This is a genomic window from Nocardiopsis sp. EMB25, from assembly GCF_026797795.1.
Taxonomy (GTDB): domain Bacteria; phylum Actinomycetota; class Actinomycetes; order Streptosporangiales; family Streptosporangiaceae; genus Nocardiopsis; species Nocardiopsis lucentensis.
In genome coordinates this window covers 1,213,600-1,238,235 of the sequence record NZ_JAMTDN010000001.1, presented here as the reverse complement: position 1 = coordinate 1,238,235, position 24,636 = coordinate 1,213,600, and the positions used below count along the sequence as shown (strand labels likewise).

14 protein-coding genes and 1 pseudogene are annotated in these 24,636 nt (G+C 67.5%); 2 read left to right on the top strand and 13 right to left on the bottom strand.

The window, feature by feature from the left end; all coding sequences use genetic code 11:
* Window positions 1-534: 534 nt before the first annotated feature.
* From istB to KIK06_RS05325, 3 genes are all read right to left on the bottom strand, one after another.
* Complete coding sequence (gene istB, locus KIK06_RS05335; RefSeq protein ID WP_268641605.1) at window positions 535-1,326, bottom strand: IS21-like element helper ATPase IstB; 792 nt, start codon at window positions 1,324-1,326, stop codon at window positions 535-537.
* Window positions 1,326-2,834, bottom strand: coding sequence for an IS21 family transposase (gene istA, locus KIK06_RS05330; RefSeq protein WP_017602407.1), 1,509 nt, complete (start codon window positions 2,832-2,834; stop codon window positions 1,326-1,328). The genes istB and istA overlap by 1 nt, the downstream gene beginning before the upstream one ends.
* Before the next feature lie 2,169 nt (window positions 2,835-5,003).
* Window positions 5,004-5,519 carry an ATP-binding protein gene (locus KIK06_RS05325; protein ID WP_268642171.1) on the bottom strand — a complete coding sequence of 172 codons (516 nt, stop codon included), beginning with the start codon at window positions 5,517-5,519 and terminating at the stop codon, window positions 5,004-5,006.
* Between the two features lie 300 nt (window positions 5,520-5,819).
* On the opposite strand from KIK06_RS05325, the gene KIK06_RS05320 reads away from it, so the two are divergent.
* On the top strand, window positions 5,820-7,130 hold the full coding sequence (locus tag KIK06_RS05320) for a hypothetical protein (protein ID WP_268642170.1): 1,311 nt from the start codon (window positions 5,820-5,822) through the stop codon (window positions 7,128-7,130).
* Here the strand turns inward: KIK06_RS05320 and KIK06_RS05315 are convergent.
* The 7 genes from KIK06_RS05315 to KIK06_RS05285 all read right to left on the bottom strand — a co-directional run bounded on the left by KIK06_RS05315 (window position 7,124) and on the right by KIK06_RS05285 (window position 12,974).
* Complete coding sequence (locus KIK06_RS05315) at window positions 7,124-8,011, bottom strand: phosphotransferase family protein (RefSeq protein WP_268642169.1); 888 nt, start codon at window positions 8,009-8,011, stop codon at window positions 7,124-7,126. The genes KIK06_RS05320 and KIK06_RS05315 overlap by 7 nt on opposite strands.
* 80 nt (window positions 8,012-8,091) lie before the next feature.
* Window positions 8,092-8,766, bottom strand: a complete 675-nt coding sequence (locus tag KIK06_RS05310; RefSeq protein WP_268642168.1) for an HIT family protein — start codon at window positions 8,764-8,766, stop codon at window positions 8,092-8,094.
* Window positions 8,767-8,782: 16 nt separating this feature from the next.
* Window positions 8,783-9,721: a DUF2797 domain-containing protein gene (locus KIK06_RS05305; protein WP_268642167.1), complete on the bottom strand. Its 939-nt coding sequence runs from the start codon at window positions 9,719-9,721 to the stop codon at window positions 8,783-8,785.
* Window positions 9,718-10,740 carry a hypothetical protein gene (locus KIK06_RS05300; protein WP_268642166.1) on the bottom strand — a complete coding sequence of 341 codons (1,023 nt, stop codon included), beginning with the start codon at window positions 10,738-10,740 and terminating at the stop codon, window positions 9,718-9,720. The genes KIK06_RS05305 and KIK06_RS05300 overlap by 4 nt, the downstream gene beginning before the upstream one ends.
* Window positions 10,737-11,396, bottom strand: a complete 660-nt coding sequence (locus tag KIK06_RS05295) for a dTMP kinase (protein WP_268642165.1) — start codon at window positions 11,394-11,396, stop codon at window positions 10,737-10,739. The genes KIK06_RS05300 and KIK06_RS05295 overlap by 4 nt, the downstream gene beginning before the upstream one ends.
* On the bottom strand, window positions 11,389-12,276 hold the full coding sequence (locus KIK06_RS05290) for a hypothetical protein (RefSeq protein WP_268642164.1): 888 nt from the start codon (window positions 12,274-12,276) through the stop codon (window positions 11,389-11,391). The genes KIK06_RS05295 and KIK06_RS05290 overlap by 8 nt, the downstream gene beginning before the upstream one ends.
* Window positions 12,277-12,281: 5 nt before the next feature.
* Window positions 12,282-12,974, bottom strand: a complete 693-nt coding sequence (locus KIK06_RS05285; RefSeq protein ID WP_268642163.1) for a pyruvate phosphate dikinase — start codon at window positions 12,972-12,974, stop codon at window positions 12,282-12,284.
* Between the two features lie 230 nt (window positions 12,975-13,204).
* Between KIK06_RS05285 and KIK06_RS05280 the strand changes: the two are divergent.
* Window positions 13,205-13,408 (top strand): annotated as a pseudogene (locus tag KIK06_RS05280) (IS5/IS1182 family transposase); the annotation flags it as partial.
* Window positions 13,409-13,450: 42 nt separating this feature from the next.
* Here KIK06_RS05280 and KIK06_RS05275 read toward each other — a convergent pair.
* From KIK06_RS05275 to KIK06_RS05265, 3 genes are all read right to left on the bottom strand, one after another.
* Entirely contained in the window at window positions 13,451-13,834 is a 384-nt protein-coding gene (locus tag KIK06_RS05275; protein ID WP_268642161.1) for a hypothetical protein, read from the bottom strand.
* Window positions 13,831-21,018, bottom strand: a complete 7,188-nt coding sequence (locus tag KIK06_RS05270) for an RHS repeat-associated core domain-containing protein (protein WP_268642160.1) — start codon at window positions 21,016-21,018, stop codon at window positions 13,831-13,833. Before KIK06_RS05270 ends, KIK06_RS05275 begins: the two co-directional genes overlap by 4 nt.
* 75 nt (window positions 21,019-21,093) lie before the next feature.
* Window positions 21,094-24,603, bottom strand: coding sequence for a LamG-like jellyroll fold domain-containing protein (locus tag KIK06_RS05265; RefSeq protein WP_268642159.1), 3,510 nt, complete (start codon window positions 24,601-24,603; stop codon window positions 21,094-21,096).
* Window positions 24,604-24,636 lie beyond the last annotated feature (33 nt).

The following is a 24,636-nucleotide window of genomic DNA, read 5'->3' as shown; positions in this document are numbered from 1 at the left end:
TCCGATCGGACACCAACCCCGGACACGAGGAAACCCTAGGCCAGCGGCGGTGAACCTCCCGCGTGGCCCGGGGTGTGGGGCGTCTTCTCGCTCCTGGTGTGCTCGCCAGTCCGGAACACCCCACCACCGCCCGTCCGATTCGGGCGATACGCCCTCATCCCTGGACAGGGCCACAGACACCCCCGTCCGCCCACACACCCCGAAAGGGGGACCACGGCCCCACCAACGGTCGTGGGGCCGACGTGGGCCCACACAGTTCCGACATCGGGGGCGACCGTGGCCCCCGGGATCACTATCCCACCAGCCACCACCACGGCGCGGCAACGGAAGCGAACAGGGCGTCCTCTTCCCACCGGCCCCTCCTCCACCTCACCGTGCTTCCCTCCACGGCCCTGACGACGGCACCCAGGCGGCGCATGCGTGTCAATGGCCAGTGTGTTTTCCCCGCAGGCGGCCAGTAGTTCTCCCCACTGACGGCCAGGCCGATCTCCCCAACGGCGGCCAGATAAGTCCCCGCCGTGGTGGTGTCCGAGGTCAACTCAACGCCTTCACCCCCGCTCCCGAGGTCGCCTGAGCAAGCCGGAAACTGTCACCCTGGGTCACCACGACATGGGCGTGGTGCAGGAGCCGGTCAACCGTCGCGGTCGCCAACGTCTTGGGCATGATCTCGTCGAACCCCGACGGGTGCAGGTTGCTGGAAACCACCAACGACCTGCGCTCATAGGCGGCGTCCACCAGCCTGTAGAACCCCTCGGCCGCATCGGCCGAGACCGGTAGCAGCCCGATATCGTCGACCACGATCAAGTCCGCGCGCAGCAGCCGTGTCACGGCCCTGGCCATGGAGTCGTCCGCCCGGTGCCTGCGAACCAGCACCCCCAGGTCCTCGATGGTGTGCCAGGCCACCGTCATCCCCGCCTCGACCGCGGCGTGCCCCAGCGCCTCGCAAAAGTGCGACTTGCCCGTCCCCGAGGGCCCGCAGATACTCAGGTTCTCCCGCCTGGCCACCCACTCCAGCGTCTTGAGCGCGTCCTGGGTGGGTCGGGCGATGCAGGAGGCGGTCTCGTCCCAGTCCCCGAACGTCTTGCCAGTGGGGAAGTTCGCCCGCTTGCGGCGGGTGCGCAGGTTGGTCTGGTCGCGTCCAGCGGCTTCCTCGGCCAGCAGGACGCGGACCACCTCGGCTGGGTCCCACCGCTGCGCCTTGGCGGTGGGGATCACGTCGGCCATGGCCTTGCGCAGGTAGGGGAGCCGCAACCGGCGGGTGAGCTCGACGGCCTCGGCCATCGGCTCGGCGGGCGGTCCGGCAACGGTGCGGATCGGGGTGCTCATCACTGCTCGCTCTCGTCGTCGCGGGGCAGGCCGAAGGAGGACCAGGCCGAGGTGCCCGGCTGCAGGCTGTGGTCCTCGCTGGCGCGGGTGGGCTCGGCGGCAGGGCGTCCGGCCTGGTGGGCCAAGATGGCGATCAGGTCGTTCTCGGCGAACCGGCCCGCGATCGCCGCGGTCCCCAGCGCCCGGTCAACCTCGGCCGGAGTGTGCAGCTTGGCCAGAGCGACGGCCTCGGCCATCTTGGGCTTGATCCGGCGGGTGCCCACCGAGGCGGCTTCGACCAGCCAGGACGCGGCTCCGGGCCCCAGGGTCAGGAACGCGGCCTCCTCGGCGCTGTGGGCTCTGGGGGTGCGGTCGCCTTCCTTGTCGCCCCGCTCGGGGTAGTGGTCGTCGCTGATGCTCGGGTTGCCCGGGGTGGAGCGCCCGTGGCGGGCCACCTCCTCGGGGCCGCGTTCGCCGACGGCGGTGACGATCAGCTCCTCGCCGTGGAAGCGGGCCCAGACACGGGTGTCGACCAGGTGGTGGGGGACGGAGTAGCGAACCCCCTCCACCGAGATCGTGCTGTCCCAATTGACCCGCCTTGTGGTGCCAAACGCGATGGTGAACGGTTCGGCGGGCAGCGGGTGCAGCCGGGTGCGCTCCTCGGCCAACGCTTCGGTGGGACGGCGGCGGGTTTCCCGGTGGATCCGGTCGTTGACCTGGTCGGTGAAGGCGCGGCAGGCGGTTTCCAGGTCGCCGAAGGTGCGGAAACCCTCGGCCAGGTTGACGTCGGTGGGCACCAGGTCGGCCTTGGCGATGCGCACTGTGGCCTCCGATCCGCCCTTGGTCTGCGGGTCGGCCGGGACGCAGGTGCGGATCGTCATCCCGTAGTGGCGGGCGACCTGCACGATCTCGGGGTTGCGGACCGCGATCCCGGCGATGTGGGCTTCGGTGACGGTCTTCTCGTTGTCGGTGAGGGCGTAGGCGGGCACCCCGCCGAGTCGGCGCAGGGTGGCGTCCAGGCAGGCGACCACGGTGGGCAGGGTCTTGTCGAAGACCGGGATGATCACGCGGTAGCGGGACCAGGCCAGCCAGGCGCACCACAGGTGGGTGCGCCGCCCCCGGATCTTGGGGCCTTCTCCCCAGTCCCACTGCATCCACAGGCCTGGTTCGGGGATCCAGGGCCGGAACACCCGCCGTTTCCCGGCCCGGTAGCGGTCCTTGACCTGGGCGACCACCCGCCGGGTGGTGCGCTCGCCGCCGGTGAAGCCCATCGCGGTGATGCGCCGGTGGACGACATCGGCGCGGACCCTGCCTTGGGAGCGGTTGACGAGTTCCTCGATCTTGTCGAGGTAGTCGTCGATGGGGCGGGCGCGGTGGGTGCGCTGCTCGGGGCTTTGGCCGGTCTCGCGGAGTTTGACGTAGCGGGCGACGGTGTGGTGGTCGCACCCGGCCAGTTCGGCCGCTGCCCGGTAACTCCCGGTGAGGTCGTAGGCCTCCAGGATTTCCATGATCTCCCTGCTGCTCTTCACCCGGTCAACCCTCGCCGACCGGTGTTTGTCCTGGTCAGGCGGGGAGGTATCTGGCCATCAGTGGGGAGTGTCGTGGCCGTGGGCGGGGCCTTAAGTGGCCGCCTATGGGGAGTATCTACTGTCCGCTGTCACATGCGACACTCGGCCGCCGATCTCGCCGAGCCAAACCACGAGAAGCCAGGCCCGTTCCGCCTCGTGTGCCCCGCCAGTCGCGCGGGGACCACTCGCAGCGCTCAACACTGGCACCCGTCCACTACACGGGGCTGGGTGATCTCCGCGCCGTCTCCGCTGGCCCCACCACGCGCCACGAAGCGGACGCTTCAGCACAGACCAATGCAATAAGAAGAAAAATATGAAGAGATGAAATGGGATGAAGAAGTCGGGGCGAAGATAGACCCTCTTCCATGGGCATAGGGGCGGGCGGCGCCCCCGGCGAGCGGGGGGCGCCGCCCGCCCCCTACGTGAAGATGACGACCCACTGGGTATAAGTCTGGACACACACTGACCCACCTGGACACCCCCTGACCTGCATTGATAACGCCGCCAGGGTGCTCCGTTCAAAGCGGCCCACACACAGGCGGAGTCACAGGCGGAGTCACAGGCCCTCGTTCGGCCCTCGCCACACGCCCGCCACGGCACGCACCGGCCGACGCCGCCGGTGCGGCACGCGAACCGGACCACCTCGCCCAGCCCACCGCGAGAACCCACCACCGCCCCGGCCAACACACCTGTAGGATATTCCCTTCCAGGGCGACCAGCAAAAAGACCACGGAAGGAACCCGAAGGAATATCGACGCCGCTCGTTTCCATTATCAATTTCTCTTGAGTATTTAGAGGAAACCATCAGGAGATGTTCTCGCGGGCACGGTGGGGAGCGATACCGTGAGCAGGTGCGGGCGGGGCCACCTCGCTCCGCGAGGGGCGGCCCCGCCCGCCTACGTGACCAGCACTACCCACTTGGGTATAAGTCTGGACACGCGTTGGCCCACTTGAATAACCCCTGGCCTGCGAAGATGGTGCTGGAGGGGTGGGCCAGCTAAAACCGGCCCACCCGACGGCCCCGCTAACGGCCCACCTGCTGGCCCTGGTTCACATCGTGTTCACTCGGGGTTCAGTAGCCCCTCGCGGGCAGGTGCGACGCACGCGCGAAGCCATTCCAGAAAGCGCTCGTTCGCTTCCGATATCGCACATCTGACCTGCGACGACCGGACACGGACAAAGAACAATCCCGGGGGTACCGGCCATGCTCATGGACGGCACCCCCGGGACGAGCCCTCCCACCGGTCAGGAGGTCATGGCCTGCCAATCGCGTACGAGGCGAGCCAGTTCAGCGAACTCACCCGCACCGCCACCTTCAGGAACCGGAGCGGGAGCAGACACGGGTGCTGGCTCGTGAACGGTGGCCAGGAGGTCAACGTGACCAACCCCCGCAGGTGCTTCGGTACAGCCGGGGAGGAAGCGGTCCTCCGCTCGAGCGAGGTAGGGACGCACCCCGCGCACCCCGTCATCGTCCACGCACCACCCACGCCGCCCGAGATACGGGTCCCACTGACGCGGCACCACAGCCGCTTCCCCTTGCGCCCCGTTCTCCGCGTGAGTGCGCGAAGCCGCCTCCCGCTTCTCGTCCACCTGCTGCCCCGAGACGGCTTGCCGGTCTGCCCCAACACGCCGATCCGGACTCGGTCGACGGCCTTCGGGCTCTGACATTGGCGGGGCGCTGCAGCCTGTCGAGCCGCAGAACACAACGGCCAGCAGAGCACCGAGCATCCAGCGCACGTGCTCGCCCCATCCCTGGCGGCGCTTGCGGTGCCGCCCGATAAACTTCTCCACGATTTCCTCCTGCGGTATCAGGTGGGAATCACGCCCCAGGTGGGTGTTTGCCGCACCGGCCTGGGGCACCCCTTCTTCTCTTCCTTCACCAGCCCCGAGAAGAGACTGGCCTTTACCCTTGCGGGGTTGGGGTGAGTGTCGATGACCCCGAAGTCATACGCCCTCGGAACTGCACTTCTCATCCACAAATTCGAACATATGGACACAATCCACCCGTCAATCCGGGGAATGGCTATTCACTCTGGTCAGGGCTGGTCGATGGTCGCTTGGGTGGACGAGAATCTTCAACACCCGGCACAAAGAACAGGGGGCGTATCCGCCCTAACGACTATTCGTCGATCATCTGGTACGAGTGCGCCCGGACCGGTCGAAGGCCGCGCTGACGGTCAACTCCCCGCCGGATCCCCTGGAGAAGTCCCAGCACAAGGCCATCGCTTCGACCACGGCCAGGCCGTAACCGCACTCGACAAGTTCGGGACTCGGCCCCTCTGTTGCATGTGAGAAGTCCAGTACGGGAACGGTTGGCGCGGCTCCCGGTCGCGGCCCGTCATCGGTCACGTGCAGGAGGAAGAGGAGGCGGCACCGTTCGATCTCGATCCGTACCTGCCCGCCCTGCAGCCCCGAAGCGCTGTGTCGCAGGGCGTTCGCGTGAAGCTCGGCCAGGGAGGCGACCAGAGGGTGCGCGGCGGACGGTGTAGTCCGGGTGACCTGTGCCGCCCATCGACGGGCGAGGGACAGATGAGCGGTGTCGGAGCCGCACAGAAGTCCTGATTTGTTCGGGTCGTCGTAGCTAATACGTCGGGGCAACAAAACCCCTTCGCCCGAAACCGGAGGAATACGAAGAGGCGGTTGCATCAGTTCTCCGTTGAGAAACAGCAGGCCAGAGCAGGCGAGACATGCGGTGTCGTGGTCATGTACTCACTGTCCGGAGAAACGCCTGACATCTCCATGACGGAGCGGGCATGGTGGTCATGACAAGCCGGTCATGGTTTGTCGTGTGGTGGCGCCCGTAGGCTTCGGTGTCACCCACCCGCCCCGAAGAGCCAAGCGGAAGGCGTACCCGTGTTCTGCGGAAACTGCGGTCGAAACCGAGAGACTGGCGACTGCTCGTGCGTTCCGGCCCGGTTCTGGCGCATTCCCGAGGTGCAGCGAGCCGTGGTCGAGGAGGACACCAACACGCTGATCCGACTGCTGCTGAGGCACACCACGCTGTCCCAAGACGCCATCGCGCGGATGTGTGACCTGTCGCAGACCATGGTCTCCCGCGTCCTGAAGGGGACCCGGGAACTCCGCAGGCCCGACACGATCCGCCGTGCCTTCGAAGGCATCACTGAGGGATGCGACATCCCCGCGCCCGACCTGATGTGTGTTCCTGCCGATCTCGCTCTGGACTTGAACGAGTCCGGTGACGAGGCAGCGGCCGTTCTGGAGCGTCTGACGCGCGCGGATACCCAAGGCGCACCCGGCCTGGAGAACGACGCCGAGGCCTCGGCGGTCAGTTCCGCCGTGCTCGCCTGGCTCGTACAGGACGCGTTCTCACCCGCTGGGGAACCTGTGCCGGACGAGGAGCCCGTGGCCGCGATCCGTGCCGCCACCGCGGCGTTCGCTTCTCTGGACAACAGGTTCGGTGGGGACAACGCCCGCACCACCGCCGTGCACTACCTCAACGGCACCGTCGTCCCTCTCCTCCGGCAGACCCACGCGGAAGCGATTCGACGGCCGTTGTTCGCGGTCGCGGCCGAGTTCGTGCTCTCCGTCGCCTGGATGTCCTACGACGCCCAGCGCAACGGCGCGGCTCGACGGTACTTCGTTCAGGCGCTCGACCTGGCCACGCACGCCGAGGACCGGCTCCTGGGCGCGAGTGTGCTGTCGGCGATGAGTCACCAGGCCAACTACCTGGGAGCGCACCGCGAGGCCCGGGACCTGGCGCGGGCCGCCCTGACCGGGGCGGGGGACCGTGCGACGGCGACCATGCGCGCGCAGTTCCTGATGATGGAGGCGCGCGCCCACGCGGCCCGCCGGGACAAGACCGACTGTTTTCGCGCGATGAGCGAGGCGGAGCGGGAGTTCGGTCGGCGTCGGCCTGGCCTGGATCCGGAGTGGATCAGCTACTTCGACCACTCCGAGTACTCCGACGAAGTCGCGCACTGCCACCGGGATCTGGGACACGCGCATGTGGCCCGCCGCCTGGCCGAGCAGAGCCTCACCGCGTCGACGGGGGACGACTACGCGCGCAGTCGGGTTTTCACGCGCATGGTCCTGGCCGCGGCCGTGCTCGGGCAGGGCGAGGTGGAGGAGGCGGTGCACCTGGGCACGCGGGTGATTCCTCAGGTTCGGGCGACCTCCTCCGCGCGGTGCGTCGGCTATCTGGACGACTTCGCGAAGAGGGTTCTGCCCTACCGTGACCAGCCCGAGGCGGCGCGGTTTCTCCGCCAGGCTGGTTCCGTGGTGGGCTCGGGTCAGTAGGGGTGCCAGGTCCGGGGGTGTTCGGGGTGGGCCAGGTCGGTGATGCGCTGGGCGATTTCGGCGTCGATCTCGGGGCTCTCTCCGCCCTTCTGCGCGAGCCAGGTGGTCATGCGTAGTTCCCGGATCGCCTTGTAGAGGGGATAGCCGCCCCAGGTGGTGACGTCGAACCCGTAGGCGTCGCAGAAGTCGGCGTACTCGGCCTCGGTGTGCCAGCCCAGGTCCCGGTACAGGGCGGTCAGGACCAGGTCCCATTCGGGTGGCCCCCAGCAGATGCCGTCCAGGTCGAAGAGCACCACTCCGTGGTCGGTGGCCAGGACGTTGCCGATGTTGGCGTCCCCGTGGATGACGTGGCGGCCGAGTACAGGTGTGACAGTGGGAAGGCGTGAGGCCAGGTCGTGGTGGACCGCGTGGAGCTGGTCGCGCTGGGCGGTGGTGAGCCGGGGTGCGGTGTCGATGCGTTCGGTGACGCGGTCGAAGGGATCCAGTTCGGGCAGGTGGAGGGTGGGCGGTGAGGTGAGATGGTGCAAAGCTCGGAGGAGGAGCGCGAGTTCCTTGGGTACGGTCCACTCCCCGTCCACCGCTTCCCAGAAGGTGACGGCGGTGTCCTCGACCAGGAGGGGTTGGTCTCCGGGCAGAGGCTCGCTCACCGGCAGGCCCTGACCGGCGAGCCAGCGGGCGGCGCGGACCTCCCGGTCGGCCTCCTCCCACCGAGCGGCAGAGCGTTCGACCCGGCCGATGACCGTGCCACCACCGAGGCGGAAGACGGCGCGCTCCCCGGCACGGATCAGTTCGGGTTCCATGGGTGAAGCGATACCCAGGGTGTGCGCGGCGGTGTGGATGGCGCGGGTCGCGCGCTCGGCGAACTCCTCGGTGTGGACCACGTGCCCCACACTACGCCGACACCCCACGCTCGCTCCGTCTTCCGATGCGCCGAGTACGGCGAGTGGGTCGGTGGTGTGGGTCATCCTGCGGTGAGCAGGGTGCTCATCCGGTGGACGCGGTCGGTCTGGGGGAAGGTGAGCCAGTCCCACTCCCCTTCCTCGGCGCCGATCCACGAGGCGAGGCAGCGGCGGAAAAACTGGGAGGGTGCCCCGGTGGCGGTGCCGATCCAGTCCTGGCCAGGGGCACCGAGGGCGAGGTAGGAGCGGTGTTGGTCGTCCACCATGTGGCGGGCAGCGTCGATCCAGTCGGCGCACGGGCGCATGGTGATGGGTGCGGGGATCTGGTCGAGGAAGGCGTGGTGGTCGCGGTCGGTGGCCACGACGTGGATGTGGGTGTGGTCGTAGCAGGCGCCGCCCTTGTCGCGGAAGTCGAAGCTGCCGTGTTCGAAGACGAGGCTGCCCAGGCCGCTGCGCTGGCGGATCAGGTCGGTGACCTGCGGGATGAGGGCGCGTAGGTCGACGCGCTCGGCCTCGTCGAGCCAGCCCACGGAGAGGGTGTGGCGTTTGGAGACGATGAGCAGGTACCAGTCGGTCAAGGCGCCGATGCACGGCATGACGGTGAAGTGGTCGGTTTCGTGGAGGATGTAGTCGTCGCGGGTGCGGGCCAAGCCTAGGTCGTAGAAGAGGTTGGAGTCGTCGCCGCCTTCGACCTCGCAACAGAAGGTGCAGATCTCGCGCAGGGTGTCGTCGTCCACGGGTTCCTTTCCGGAGTCAGAAGAGGGTGGGGGCGCTGGTGAGTGTGTCTTCGGGGGTGGCGGGGGTGAGGCGGCGGCCGATGAGCCTGGTCAGGTCGGCGCAGTAGCGGGCCGCATCGGTATGCGGCTCGGGGTCGGTGGTGAAGAGGGCGACGGGGCCGCTGGCACCGGTGATGTGGAGGTGGTGGGTGCCCTGGGTGAGGTCGGCGGGGTAGGCCAGGACGGGTGCGGCCTCGAAGACGGTGGTGGCGCACGCGGACCGCACCCAGAGTTCGGGGTCGCTGGAGACCTCGATGCCGGGCTGATCGGTGGTGAGCTTGTCCAGGTAGGAGACGACCTGGGTGGCGAGATCGGTGAGCCAGGTGGTGAGGGTCGCGGTGTCCACGGTCTCGTGGAGGCCGAGGATCTTGCGGCGAGTCGGCACCTGTTGGGGCAGGCCGAAGTGTTGGGAGACGGCGGACTCCAGGGCGCGGATCGTCATGCCGTCGTGGGTGCGGGCGATGTAGACGGCGGCGACGGGTCCCTGTTCGGCCAGGCGGCTGCGGCGGCGGGATTCGGCGGCGGTGCCGACCTTGGTCATGCCCTTGGCGAAGACGTCCAGGTAGAGCCAGTGCGGTTGCTGGAGGTAGTCGCGGATGTTCTCGGGCAGGGCGGTGGAGTCGCGGTGGGCTTGGTGGGCGGCGATGAACCCCTCCTTGTACTGGCAGCGGCGACACTGCCTTCCCCTGGTGACGATCTCGTCGGTACGGCAGCGCACGTGCCTGGCCTCGGTGCCGGTGAGGTTGAACCAGCCGACGCAGCGGCGCTGGTCGCCGTCGATGCGGAAGGTGTGCTCACCCAGGAGGGGATGGAGCAGGCTGCCGTTCGGGTTGGTGGGGTCGGTGATGCGCAGGCGCGGGGTGTCCGGAGTGCTCCAGTCCAGGCCCAGGAGGGTGACGGGTGCGGTGAGGTTCATGTCAGGCTCCGGTGCAGGATGGCCTCGATGTCGCGCAGGCAGCGGCGTCGCCGGGTGGCGACGGGAGCGCTGCGTTCGGCGTACAGGCCGTGTTCGTAGGTGCCGTTCAGGTTGTCGGTGACGATGTGCAGGTAGTCGAAGGACACGCCGGCGGTGGTGGCGGCGCGGGCCATGTGCCCGATCTCGGGATCGACGATGTCGAAGTCGTCGCGGTGGTCTCGGAACCAGGCGCGGGTCTCGTCCATGACGCTGGGGACGGTGACGTGCCGTGTCCCGGTTCGGATGGTCGGTGGGGCGTGGGTGAGGTCCAGTGAGCTGTCCCAGGTGAGGGTGTGGTTCTCGATGCGGGTGGTGGTGCCGGTGACGATGAGGGTGTTGGGCACCATGTCCGGTTGGAGGCCGCCGAGCTTGCCGACGTAGACGACGCCTCCGGTGTGCCCGCGTGCGACGAGCGCGGTGACGAGGTCTCCGGCGAGGTCGCCCCAGAAGCTGAACTCACAGCCCAGGAGGAGGACGGTGGCTGAGCCGATGCGGGCGGTGCGCCAACCGAACCCGGGCCGGTGGGTCCAGCCGGTGGTGTGGTCGTGGAAGAGGGGCTCGACGTAGCCGAGGAGGGCCAGGTCGGGTACAAGCAGGTCGTCGGGAAGCCAGTGGTCGACGAACTCCAGGCCCTGGCCGGGGGCCGGTGGTTCGGTGGTGACGTCAGCGGCCAAGCCGATGAACGCGCAGGCGGAGCGGAGAAGCTGGGTGTAGTGGTGCGTGTAGTCCCGCCCGGGAGGGACCACGCAGTGCAGCACCTGGTCGGCAACGGTGAAGTAGGGACGACGCCAGTTGAACCTCTTCCCCTGGCGTTTCTCCCCACCCAATAGGAAGGACAGGGACCGGTTGGGGTAGACCCAGGCACGGCCTCCGGTGGCGGCGAGAAGGTCGACGGGGACCTTGGGAAGCACGTAGTCAGCCAACCGCTCCCCCATCGTGTGATCCTCGCTGATGACGGCCGCGGGCACAGTGACACTCACGGGGCGGTCTCCTCACGGAGTAGTGACAGCAGGCCTTCGAGGGGTGCACCGGGATCCAGGGTGTGAACCCGAGCGGGGTGTCGCCGCAGGAGTTCATCCAGAGCCTGGCTGGTACAGGTCTGGTAGGTGGCGAAGTCCCGTTCGGACATCACGGCCTGGCCGGTGACGAACGCCCCGTGTTCGGAGGGCTTGGAGCTGCCCGACCTGCGGGTGGCGGCGAGGTCAGGAGGCGTGGACAGCCTGACCACCTGGTCCGGCTGGGGCAGGGCGGAGAACACCCGGGCGGCCAAGGCCACCAGGTCCTCATCCCCGGAGAGCGCCATCCGAGCCTGGTGCTTGAAGTACCAGCCGTCGACGACCACCGATCGGCCTTCGGCCAGCGTCGGTGCCACGTGGACGTGGTGGAACAGCTCGCACCAGGCGGCCAACGTGTGCAGCCAGTACCGGGAGGGGTAGTTCCAGACCGGTTCGATGTGGTCGTATCCCCAGGTGAGGATGTGCATCACGGCAAGCCGTCCGTCGGCCCATCGATCGCCGCTCTTGGGGCGATCGTCCTTGCGGAGGACGACGGCCTCGCAGGTGGTGTCGGCCAGGCGGGACAGCAGGTGGCTCTTGCCCGCGCCGTCGATCCCCTCGACCACCCAGAACTCACCCATGAGCGTTCCGCACGGTGATTCCGGCTTCGCGGAGATTGATGGCCAGGTGGGAGAGCACTCCTGAGCGGAGAAAGACCTCACGGGTTCCCGCCTCACGCAGGCGATGGATGAACGTGGTGAGCGTGGTGTGGTCCTCACGGGCGATGGACACGTTCAGCAGCGTTGGGCCGGTGGGGATGGGTTCGTTGGTGGAGGACACGACGGTTGTCTCGACGGTCGATGGGTGGTCGCCGCCGTGCCAGGTGTCGGAGTCGGGAACCGTTCCGCGAAGGTTCTGCGGGGAGAGGCCGAAGCGGGCGGAGTAGTGCAGCTTGAGCCCGAAGGGATGCCCCAAGTCCGAGCGAACGGCGGCCAAAGCACGGTGGTGACGCCTGAGCCACTCAAGCACGGTGGCGAGCTGCCAGTCATCGACACGTGTCGGGCGCTCGTGCAGGCCGTGGTGAGGATCGTAAAACCGTGCGCGTTGGGGCCCACCATCGGTGGCCGTGAGGTCGACGCGGTCACCGCGGATCTGCAGAACGAGCGGGGCCAAACGGTTGTCCAGCTCCCAGATCCCGGGGACGACCTCGGCCACGTGCAGATCCTCGTAGGCGGCCAGCTCCACGGAGAACAGCACCTGTTCGTAGGGCTGGACCAGTGCGGACAGCGTCGACGGAAGAACGTTGATCCACTCCACCGCAGTCTCAGCCGTCGCACCGACCAGGCGGGGGAGATTACGTTCCTCGGAGTCTGCTCCCGTACGTACGACAAGGTGCGTGTCCCCGCCGAAGAGCTGCTGGAGCTGCCGGCTGGTCACCGAGGTCGGATGCCGAAAGACTTTCACCGGCATGCGGAGCAGACCGTGGTTCTCCAGGACGGTGAGGACTTCCACCTTGCCCATGCCGTTCATGAGGCCCACTCCAGAGGCTCGCCCGTGATGGGGCGGACCTGGAGCACGATCACCGACGCACCGGTCCACGCCCACTCGACATCGACGTCGAACCCCAAGTGCTCGGCCAGCAGCAGGCACACCCAGCGGAGGCGACGGATGAGCATCAGGCTGGGGACGGTTCGCCCGGTCGTGTCGACGGCGAGCCGTTCGCTTTCGGCCCGGGCGCGGATCTGCGGAACCTCGCCGGCGGTCACCCCGTCCGGCCGTCGGGCCGCCTCGATCAGCACACGACGGTCGCGAGAGAACGCCACGCCGTGCAGAGGCGCGTCGACCTGCTCCTGGACCAGCACGCAGGCCCCGGTGGCCCCGTTGATGTTCTGCTCGGTGACGAAGTCATGGTCGATCGCCCGCACCAGCGCCGAGGCGTCCGGTGGGCAGTTGAGCACGGAGACCGTCCGTCCGGCCTGGGTGCTGTCCGGCAGGTCCTCTCGGGCGCTGGTGCGGAGTACCACCCGTCGGGGCCGGTACAGCCGCAGCCATGTAGCCGTCGCGCTCACGGCTTCGGCCGTTCCGCGAACCAGGTCCTCAGCCCGCAGGCACAGCGCGGGAGGTACGGGAAGCCCCAGGCCCACAACCTCGCTCAGCCTCGCGGCCTTGAACCCCCAGCGCTCGGGTTCCAGCTCCTGTGCCAGCAGGTCAGCCACCATCGCGGCACCTACCCGAAGGTAGTCCCGTCAGGGCTCGGGTGCCCTCTTCGAATCCATCCATGCGCCCACTGTGGCGAGGTTGTGGCTGCAAGCCCATGACCAACTGGTCATAGGTCTGATGACCGCGTGGTCATGCGTCCCGGGCCCACCACGAGAGCAGGTGACGGGAGGCGATCCCGGCACCCACCACAGCCTCCATCACAACCAACACGAAACACTCCAGAGAGCAGCGCCGGTGGCTGCGCGAACGCGGTATCAGGGTGCGCCTGGCCCGCCCTGGCATCGAGTCCTCACGGCGGTTGGGCAGGCACCGGTACAAGATCGAGCGCTCGATCACCTGGCTGGGCTCCCACCGAAGGCTGAACGTGCGCTGGGAACGCAAAGCCTCCAACTTCCTGCCCATGCTCGGGATCGCCTGCATACCCATCTACTAAAAGCACCTAGACAAAAACACCAATGGCTTTTGAGATGAGCCCTTATACAGAATCCGAATCACCCAAGAAATGGGACCACGAAGACCCCCTTACCTCCGCGAGCAACCTCCGGGCCCTCCCCCTCACCACTTCCCACTCCTTGGCCGCAACAATCGAATCAAAAGTCCAGAGCTCCGGCGTATCAGCCAGCCATTCAAACAAATCAAGGAGTTCTTGAATTCCATTTTCAAGAAATTCCGGAAACTCCTCTCCTTCAATGTAGACGACATAGTTTTTCACGGCCCGGTAAAAATCATCCAACTGAAGGGAGATCTCATCCTCGGCGAAACCTGTACGCTTAATCCATTCAACCTGACGCCGGCCCTCCCAGGACGCCACTTGAATCGAGAACATCAAGCTCTCAATGTTTGGCGTTTTCTCAATCACTGCAACTCCTCTGGCAGGTCGGTCCAATTTGGCCTATTGTCCCCATAAGTCACCCTCCAATAAGGAATATTCCCATGATGCGAACTACCGGGGTGCCAGCGAATCATCGTTCCTGTATCACGACCATTGCGGAACTCACGATAAACCCATCCTTGACCCCTGTGCGTACTTCGCCCACCGAGACCCTCATGCCTCCAGTTGGGGTTGGTGCCAACAGAAGCCCGAACAGCATTCGGATCCGCATTACGAATCAATTCCGGGTTATCAAGAATATCTTGGACATTCTGAACCGATCCAAGCGGCCCAGCCTGGTTACGAAGATCCTCCCTGTGTCTCGCCCCATTGGCTGCGTTCGATGCTCCGCCAGGGCCTCCACAGTTGTGCGTGAGGACCTGTACAGGACCTGAAGCGACGCTGAACGTGTGGACGCCCTGGACGGTCAGGTTATGGACCGTCGCGGCCTGCGTCCAGACCTCAACCGCGGACACCTGCACCCACGTGCCCGCCGAGGTCTGCAGCCACATCCCCGGAGCCAGGTCAATCGCATCGACCCACTCCCCGAGTTCGGGGACCCAGAACGGGTGCTCGTCGGTCGCGATCACCCCGTCACCGACCACCGTCGGCCCAGGAACCCCACCACGATCCTCATCCGCGCCAGTGTCCTCGCCCTCAGGCGCTTGACGCTCGGTGGTCGAATCCACCGAGATCTCCACCAGCGTCTTGACACCCGACCCCACGATCGTGGCCAACACCACCCGGTCCGTCTGCTCACCGGCCTCGGGGTCGGTGGCCACCACCCGGTCCCCGACGTCGATGTCCTCGATCGGTTTGGTCGACCCATCGGCCATCAGCACACCCGTGCCCGGCGCGAAACTGTTCCTGTTCCCGCCCGTGGGGCAGATCTCATCGACTCTTCGGCTCGACCGGGTGAAGTCGCGAATGGCGTCGTACAGTTCATCGCCGAGGTTATAGAGCCTCTCGGCTAGTTCGGCACCCTTATCCCACCTGAGGCCGTACTTCACTGCGATTTTCCCGACAGCGCCCCCGACGAACATCGACGCGACGTTCAGTGCGGTCTCACCACATGCACCGAGGTCGCCCGTGGTAAAGCACTCCAGCCCTGCGGTAATGCCCAATTCGTCCGCAGCGACCTGCGCAAGACCGGCCGCAGCGTCGATCATCCTCTGCTTGGCTTCTTCTTTCTCCCTCTGAGCGTCGAGATACTCCTGATTTTGCTGACTCTGATATGTCCCTCCACCGGACCCTCCGGAACCACCCGAAGATGATCTCGCCCAGTTCATCGTCCGCCGCCACGTCGGATGAGCCGCAATGTCGACCCCATACTTGCGCTGGAACGCGTAGCGCACGATCTGCAAGTGGAATCGGACCAGGTTCTTGATCCAAGAACCACCGGGGAACAGACCGTCCGGGTCGCTGAAGGCGACGGGGTTGTTGTTGGCGTAGGTGTAACCGTGCATCTGCTGGTGGTCGGTCACGTCCATGACCGGGTCCACCGAGATGAACCGACCCAGGTTCGAGTCGTAGGCGCGCGCTCCCAACTGGGTCAGGCCGGTCGATTCATCAATCGTGCCGCCCACGAACCCACGCTCAGAGGGCCACTGCCCTTCGCCGCCTCGATCGGTACCGAACACTGTCCTGTACTGGTGGATCTCCTCACCGGTACGCGCGTTGACCGCGACCTGGCCGGTGCCGTGGTGGTCGGAGTGGATCCAGGACAGGGTGCCGTCGTTCTCCCGGACCGCCACGGTCTCGCCCGCGAAGGAGTAGAAGCGGGTGGCCTCCTCCAGCAGGGTCTGCTTGTCGAAGCGCACCTCCATGCCCGGCAGGTACAGCGTGGCCGCGTCCGGGGTGTGGCGGATCAGCCGGGAGCCGTCTGCGTCGTAGACGTAGGAGGTCTGGCTTCCGTCCTCCTCGGTGACCCGGACCAGGTTGCCCTCTGCGTCCCACTCCAGGCTCTGGTCCCGGGAGGCGGTGGTGCGGCCGGTCATGTTGCCGGCCTCGTCGTAGGAGTACTGTTCCAACCGGTCGCCGCCGGGGCCGGTCTCCTGCACCTGGGTCAGCATCTGCGGCCGCAGCCCCGAGGCGTCACCGTGGGTGTAGGTGCGGGTGATGTCGCCATTCGGACCGTGTTGGACCTCGGTGGTGCGGTTACCCAGGGTGTCGTAGGAGTAGGAGTGCCAGTAGGGCGCCGGGCCGCCCAGGGAGTCAGCTGAGGGGGCTGCGTCGCAGGCCTGCTCCCCGGTGGTATTGGGAGTCCACACGTCGGTCATGCGGCGCATGTGGTCGTAGGTGAAGCACTGCACGTCCGACTGCAGGTGGGCGGCGGTGGGTTCGTTGCGCAGGTTGAGGACGTTGCCCGCGTCGTCGTAGGTGTAGTGCTGGTTCACCAGCGATCCGGAGACCCCCAGCTTCGGCACCAGGCTGGTCTTGGCCAGGCGTCCGGTGGTGGCGTCGTAGTGGCGCGTCAGCCAGGTGGGGGAGGTGTCGCTGTGGTCGATGTCCATCGTGCGCTGGGTGATCTCGCCCAGCTTGCTGTAATGGGTGTCCGTGACGTATCCGGTCATCCCCGACATCTGGGTCGGCAGCCCAAGGTCGTTGTAGGAGTAGGCCACCGGCTCCCGGCCAAGTGCGCCCGCGGCGGGCATGGTCTGGTGATTGATCGACCCGTCGGGGTTGTAGTGAGTGCCGAACCGGTACCGGCCCGAGATCCCGGGTTCGCTGGAGGGGATGAGAATCTCGGTGGTGATGGGCCGGTAGAACGTGTCGTAGTTCACCACCCGGGTGGTGTAGGCGGCGCCGTCCACGTACCGGGTGGAGGAGGTCAGGTGTCCCTTGGCCTCGGTGTCGTAGACCCACCGTGCGCGCAGCGGGCCTTCGGGGGAGTCGTCGTGCAGTCCGGTCTGGCGGCCCAAGGCGTCGTAGGTGTAGGCGAGGGTCTCCCCGCGCGCGTCCGTGATGGTCACCAGTTGGTCGAGCTGGTCATAGGTCATCGTGGCGGTGCCCGAGATCGGGTCCTCGGTCTGGATCAGGCGACCGAGCAGGTCGTAGGTGTTGGTCCAGGTGTTTCCCTCGGGATCGGTGACCGTGGTGAGTTCGTCGTTCTTGGCGTAGGTGTAGGTGATGGCGTCGAAAGCACCCTCGGGTGTGGGCCCGTGGTGGGTTCGTGCTTCGACCAGTCGACCCTGGGCATCGGTGATGGAGGTGGTGGCCACGCCCCCGTCAGGTGGGGTGACCAAGGTGCGGTCGCCGTGATATTCGGTGCTGGTGCGCCAGCGCTCCTGGCCGAAGGCCACGTGGAGGACGTCGGTGGCGCGCCCGGCCCCGTCGTAGATCGTCTCGGTCTGCTGGGGAATCGTGGCAGTGTCGGCGGCGGTGAACAGGGTGTCGCTGGGATCCTGTTCGTTGTGGTAGGCCTCGGTGACCTTGACGACTTGGCCGCGGGTGTCGTGGACGGTGTCGGTGATCAGCCGTCCCCCGTCCACCCAGGGGCTGGGGACCTGGGTTTGTCGGGGGCGTAGGAAGCCGTCGAAGATCTCGTAGGTCGTGGTGTATTCGGTCGGTGTGCGCAGGCTGTGGGTGACGATCGAGCTGGGCGCGTCTTGGCGGATGTGGTATTCGAACCTCGTGGTCGGGGTATCGCCTGCGGCCTGGTCCCTGCCGGGCAGCCACACGCCGGTGAGGCGGCCCAGGGGGTCGTAGGCCATGGTGATGGTCCGGTCGTTGGCGTCGGTCTCGGACACGGGCAGGCCCCGGGCGGGGTCGACGTGTGTGGTGGTGGTGTGGCCGAGCGGGTTGGTCTCGGTGACCGATTCCGGCAGGCCCGCTGCGGTGTAGGTGTAGTCGGTGGTGGTCGCCCCGTCGGCCGCGTTGGTCTCGGAGATGGTGTTGCCGAAGTCGTCGAACGCGGCTTGCTGGATGATCTGGTAGGTGGGCTCACCATCGGTGTAGGAGGCGAGTCGTTCGGTGCGGGTGGGAAGTCCACGCGTGGGAGTGGTGCCGTGGGCACCGCCGTCATAGGAGACACGCTCGTCGGTGACGACGTCATCGGGTCGATTGGGGGACTGCTCACAGTCCACGGCCAAGGTCTCGTTGCGCGAGACGAGGTTGAGGATCCAGGCGTCGTCATTGCTGACGTAGGTGGTGTTGACGCATTCCTCGTCCCCGTCGACAGCCACGTCTCCGTGATCGCGTACGCGTGTGACGGCGCCCGCGTCGTTGACGGTGTTGTCGATACGGGTCTCAAACCAGGTCCCGTCGGCCTTGCGGTTGAAGGCGACCTTCTGTTCGGTCTGGATCATGTGCGCGGTTTGGCTGCCCCAGGAGTGGGTGACCTCCGCTGTCTTTCTCAGCCATGGGACGGTGATCTCACGTGAGAGCTCCTGGCCGCCCTCCCCGTTACGGACGATGGTCTCGAGGAGAGTGCCGCTGAGTGCCTTGTGGTCGGTGTGTTCGACACCGCGGGAGTCGGTGACAGTGGCGTTCCTGGTTCCGCCGCTGGATGTCCGGTTACCGTCCATGCCCTGGAAGTAGAGGTACTCGGTCTCGGTTCGGACGTCGCCTTCCCGGCCGGTGCGGACGATGACGCGGTCGTAGCCGCGCCAGTCCGCCCAGGTGCGGTACTTGTCCTTGACCATGCCGTCGGCCTCGGTGTACCTCCATGCCGGGGTGCCCACGTAGTCGTAGCTGGTGGTCAGGGTGGGTTGGTCGGTGACCAGGTCGAGTTCGTTGACCTCGGTGACGACGTACTTGTGGAACCAGTCGGTCAGCTCCACTCCGCCCTCGGGGGTCCACTTGACGGGGTAGCAGCGCTGGGTGTTGTCGTGCGGCTCGGGTGTCTGGCCGTGGACGCACTCGGGTTCGGAGTAGGTGATGTCGAGCTGGGAGCCGGACTCGCTGAAGACCTCGGTGAGTCGCCAGCGCAGCATCGGAGCGAGGTTGTCCTGCGGTGAGTCCACCCGGTTGGGCAACTGGGTGCCGCCGAAGGAGACCTTGGGCATGGTCTCGGTGCCGCCGACGTGCCCGGTGTGTTCGATGGAGTCCAGCCACAGGGTCGCCCCGGTGCCGTCTCCGGCTTCGGGGAAGGAGTGCGCCAGGGTCCAGGAGTCGACCGGGACGTACTCTCCGCCTTGGTGGATCTGGGTGGTGACGGTGTCCAGCTTCTTGGTGGACCAGAAGGTCGGTGAGTGCTGTCCCGCGCAGGAGGAGTCGGCGTCGCAGTCCAGGTCCAGGGGCACGTCGGGCCAGTGCTCGGCGTTGCCGGAGGTGCGCTCGCTCGCGGCGCAGTCGAAGGTGTCGGTGGTCAGACAGCGTTCGGAGGTGGAGAAGATCACCCGTGCCGGGGCGGTGGCGTACACGTCGTCGCTGCGCAGCCCGTACTCGATGCGGCTGATGTTGGCCGCGCGTACGTAGGGGGTGGCGGTGTTGGTGAGGTTGCGGCCGTAGTGGTTGGTCTCGGCGTCGTAGTAGTACGTCATGACGTTGCCGTGCACGTCGACGACGTAGTCGAGGTTCCACTTGTAGGCCTGTTGGCACCAGGAGTCGGCGAAGGTGGGGTCGTAGCAGGGTTGGCCGGACTCTGCGGCGTAGACGGGCATGGTCTGTGTCGACGCGGTCTCGGGGTCTCCGCTGGCCCAGCCGGGCAGGCGGTTGCGGCCGAAGAAGTACTGGGTGCCGTCGGGGGTGGTGACCTTCCAGTACTCGCCGTCGTTGGCGCCGTTGTCGGCGCCGGTGAGCCGTTCGACCTTGGTGCCGTCGTCGTTGGTCAGCCGGTAGGTGCCGTCGTCGTGTTTGACCAGGGCGCCGGAGTGTCCGCTCATGGACAGGGTGACGTTGTCGGTGTTCCAGCACAGGTCACCGGTTTTGTGTCCGGAGTCGGCGCACGCGGCGTAGCGGCGTTCGATCGCCCCGGGGGCGTAGGAGAAGCCGTCGCCGATCCAGGAGGTCTGGTTGTTGGAGGTGGCGATGCGTCCGTCGACCCCGCCGGAGGAGTAGCTCAGGCCCAGGGAGGGTGCCAGTTGGCTGGGGGCGGGCGGGGTGGTCAGGCCGTAGGACCAGGAGAAGTCACCGGAGTGGGTGTTGACGTTCCAGGTGGAGGAGGCCGACAGCTGGGTGGCGCCGTAGTCGCCGTTGCCCCCCGCGGCGGAGGCGGCCACGGCGAACAGGGCTCCCTGGTCGGGTGCGGCGGGCACGACCGCGCTGAGGGTCTGCTGCTGGACGTCGTTGTCCAGGGCCTCGGTGGAGTCGAGGGTGACGGTGTCTCCGTCGCCGCAGGAGTCGTCGAGAACGCAGTCGTCGAGTTCGGTGATCTGGAGGCGGGAGGCGTAGTCACCGCCGAAGGCGGCGGCGAAGTCGGTGTAGTCGATGTCCAGGGCGACCGGAGCGACGGTGGGTGAGGTGTCGGTGCGGGCGACCCTGAGCAGCAGACCGTTGATCCCGGCCGCCTCCGTGGTCTCCTGGTCCAGGACCTCGATCCGGACCGATTCCACGGGTTCGGGGTCAAGTACGGCACCGGAACCGTTCCCACCCTCCGTGGGTTCGGGCGCGTTCTCGTCGACGGGTTCCCGGCGTAGTTCGTCCCGTGGGGGCAAAGGACTGCGTTCGGGCTCGGGAGCCGCTTCCCCGGATCCGCTGTCGCTGTCCTCTTCCGGGGCGGTGCTTTCCTCGGGGGAGTTCTCTTCGACCGGTTCGTCGTCGGTGCCGGGGGCGGACGGCTGGTCCAGGGCGCCGTTCTCCCCCGACGGCGTGTCCGGTTCGCCCTCGTGTTCCCGTCCGGTGTTCGCGCCTGCCCAGTGCTCGGGGACCTGCCACCCGGACAGGTCTTCTCCCGTCACGGCAGTGACCGAGAACGGGGAGTCCGTCTGTGCGCTGAACGAGCGTGCCTGTTCGCCGCCGAGGTCCACGTCGGTGGTCGACGCCTCGGGCCAGGAGGCGTCGCGCGGGGCGGTCATGGCTGCCTCGGCCACCGCGTCGTCGCGCTCCGTCGCCTCGGCGACCAGGTCGCGCCCCTCCACGGAGGGGACATCCGTCGTTTCCGGGCGCGGATTGTAGCCCATGGCCGATGCCGGGATGGCGTTCAGCAGGCTGACCATCAGCACCAGGGAGATCGAGTAGGTGATGCCTCTGCGGATCGGTCCGGGGCGGGTCGTGTCGCGGCGGGGGGTCACAGCGGTCCTCCTGTCTCCCTCCCGGTGGGGCGGGAGACGGTCACGGGGTTGGGGTGGTGGGAGGGTGGTGGAAGGTCAACTCTGGGTGTCGGGGAACACCCCGGCGTACACACGGTTCAGGTCGCGGTCGTTGAGTGCTCCGCGGTAGGCGTGGACGTCGTCGATGTCTCCGGTCCAGTGGTAGGTGTTGGAACCGGAGTGTTGTGCGCTGCCGATGCGCAGCGGGCCGTCGGCGTGCCAGGCGTGGTCGACCGCCACCCTGGACTCCTCGAATCCGTTGACGTAGAGCACGAGTTCTCCGCTGGTGTGGTCGTAGATGCCGGTCAGGTGGGTCCACTCCCCCAGCCGGGCCGCAGTGGTGGAGTAGGCGTAGGTCCATCCGTCCGAGCCGGAGGTGGGGGCGTCGTCGTGGGGGGCCATCTTGAACACCCACGCGCCCTGAGAGCCCTGGTAGCCCAGGTGGAATCCGCTCTGGAACTCGCCCGCCTGGCTCACGGCCGTGGTGTTGTGTCCGCTGCCGGTCTCGTCCAGTCGGACCCAGGTCGAGACGGCGAAGCTGCGGTCGGTGCGCACGGCGGGGCCGCCCGCCTCGATGTACTCGTCCAACCCGTTGAGCCGGACACCGGGGGAGGCCGTGACGTCGTTCTCGGCCACGTTCCAGGCGGTGGTCGGATCGGCGTTGAGGACGGCGTCGAGTCCGTGGTCGGTGGAGTCGGCCACCGCCGTGCCGTCCCACTCGTCGAGCATCCACCGGCCCTCGGCGGCCACCGGCCGGTTGGCCAGGCGCCACGCCTCGGAGGTGGTCTCGGTGTCGGAGACGGTGTCGTTGAGCACGAGGCGGTCCCACACCTTGACGTCGTCGATCGCGCCGGGCCAGTAGTAGTTGCCGTCGCCCTGGAAGAGGGCGCGTCCCATGGTGAGCGGGCCCTGGGCGTTCCAGGGGCCGGTGTGCGTGGCGGTGCCCTGCTCGACGCCGTCGACGTAGAGGGTGATCTGTCCGGTCTGGGCGTCGTGGGTGCCCAGCAGGTGGGTCCACGCGCCGACCTCGGCCGGTGCGGTGGACATGACGTAGGCCCAGTCGCGGGAGCCGTCCCAGTACTCGTCCTCGGGGGACATCTTGAACACCCACTGGCCGGTGTTGCCCTGGTAGCCGAGGTGGAAGGCGCTCTGTTGGGTGCCTTCCTGGGCGACGGCGGTGTGGTGGGCGTCGGCGCGGTCGAGTTTCACCCAGGCGGAGACGGAGAAGGTTCCGCTGGTGTTGACTGCGGGTCCGTCCGCGGTGATCTCGTCGTAGGGGCCGGGGTCGCCGTCGGTGTAGCCGCTGGTGTGGACCGCGGTGCCCGCAAGGCGCGGGGTGGGGTTGGTGTCGGGGTTGCTCACCGAGCCGACCCTGCCCCTGACCCAGTCCACGCCCTGCGAGAGGGTGGCGCCGCGTTCGGTGTTGGCGACGTCGGTGGCTCGGTCTCCCTGCCCCTCGTCGAAGGGGAAGTGGACGACGGGGTCGCTGGGTGGTGCGACGAGGAAGGAGTAGGCCAGTACGCAGTCGGAGGAGTTACCGAAGGCGTCCACGGTTCGGGCGTAGATCCAGTTGGGCCCCTCCAGGCGCGGGGTGAGGGTCACGGTCACCGACTCGCCCGGGGTGGCGGGGGTGATCTCGGTGGAGCAGGTGTCGTCGTTGAGGGCGTAGAAGTAGGCGGAGGCCTCCGCCACGCCGTTGTTGGTGAAGGTGAACTCGCCCGGTTGGCCCGGGGAGCCGTGGAACTCGTCGCCGATGGGGTAGTCGGTGGAGGCGACTGCGGGGCCCTGTTCCGGGCGCGAGGTGCTGACCGTCAGGTAGCAGTACTCGGACCAGCCCGACCAGGAGGTGCCGTCGTGGGCGTTGGCCCGGTAGCCGATCAACACGTCCTCGGGAAGGGCGTCGGACTGAACCGACTGGTAAGAGCCGGAGGACCAGACGGCCACGTTGGTGGAGGCCGTGTCCACGTCGCCGAGCCGTTGGCCGTCCACCCACCAGGCGAACCGGGTCTTGACCTTCTGGCGGTTGGCCGAGGTGGAGTCGCGGTCGCGGACGTAGGCGGTGAAGGTCGGCCGGGTCTCGTTGATCAGCCGGGGGTTGTCGGGGTCGGTGGAGCAGGTGCCGCCGTGGGAGTCGGAGAGCTCGGTGGGGACCTCGGGCGGGTTGTTGTAGTCGACCTGCAGGGTCGGGTTGGACTCGAAGCGCCGCCAGTCCCAGTTGCTGGAGGAGCGGGTCTCGTTGCCGCGCAGGCCCAGGGTGGTGGTGTTGTGGCCGGCGTCGCGGCTCCACACGTAGCCGTCGGTGGCGTCGAACTCCACGGTCGGGGAGGGGCCGTCGGGGCAGTGGGTGCGGCCGGCGTTGATGGTCTGGGTGTCGAGCTTGGTCTTCCAGGAGGGCTGGGAGCTCCAGGTGGTGGAGGAGGTGATGGCGTTGGTGCGCCAGAGCTCGACCTGGGCGTCGGTGCACCCGTAGGCGTGGGTCACCCGGGGACGGAAGGTGGCCCGGACGATGTCGGCGTTACGGGTGCGCGAGTCGATGCCGAACCGCCAGAAGGCCCGTTTGGTGCTGCCCTCGTTGGGTTCGTATCCGACACCGGGGTCGTGGGAGGTGGCGTAGTTCCAGTAGGACTGGCTGGGGTAGTTGCGGTTGACGTAGGTGCGCCCCACCCTGCTGACCGCGAGCGAGGGGTCGATGTAGACCGGGAACTCGGTCTGGCCGTCGGCGAGCATGGCCGCGTCGGGAACCAACCGGATGGCGTCGGGACTCACGTCGACGTCGAGCAGTTCGGTGCGGGCACCGGCGGGAGCCATCACCGTGGGATCCTCACCGGTCTCCTCCACACCCGCGGAGTCCCACATGGCCGGGGCCACCGCGCTGAAAACCGTCTCCTGCCCCTGGTCGCCGACGGCTTCGAGGGTGCCGTTCTCAGCGGCGCGCATGGTCACGCCCGTGGTGGCCAGGGCCAACTCCAGTGCGGCGAGATCCTCGTGCTGCGCGGCTTCGGGGGTGTGGACGACCAGGACCTGGCCGAATCCGTCCGCTCCGGCGGTGAGCACGAGGTCGACGTCGGGCAGGACGTCGGCGTAGGTGGCCTGGGAGCCGTTCAGGGTGGGTGCGGGCAGGTTCTCGTGCCAGCCGAGTTCGACGGAGTTGGAGCCCAGACCGATGCTGGCCAGGTCCTGGTCCCCGCCCCCGGAGAAGGCGATGTCGGCGCTGACCGCCTTGGGCCGGACCCTGCCGTCGGATGCCACGACCAGGTCGGTGTCGACCGGAGTCCAGCCGTCCTCCCTCCGCACCCGAACCGGATAGGCGTTCTGCTCCATGGTGAAGCTGCCGTCGGGATTGGCCAGGTGGCGGGTGGTCTCGGTGGTGGCCGCGGTGACCTCGACCGGTTCACCGGTTTCCTGGGCCAGGACCAGCGCCTCCTGCTCACCGACCAGGTCGGCGTTGGAGACAGAGGGCCCGGAATCGGGCTCCTCCGCCGCGGAGGCGGGCGTGGTGGACAGAGCGGACATGAGGAGCAACGACGCCGTGACGACGGCGCCGGTTGCTCGCACACGGCGGGACATGGCAGAGCTCCAGCCCAGGGTCGGGGGATCACC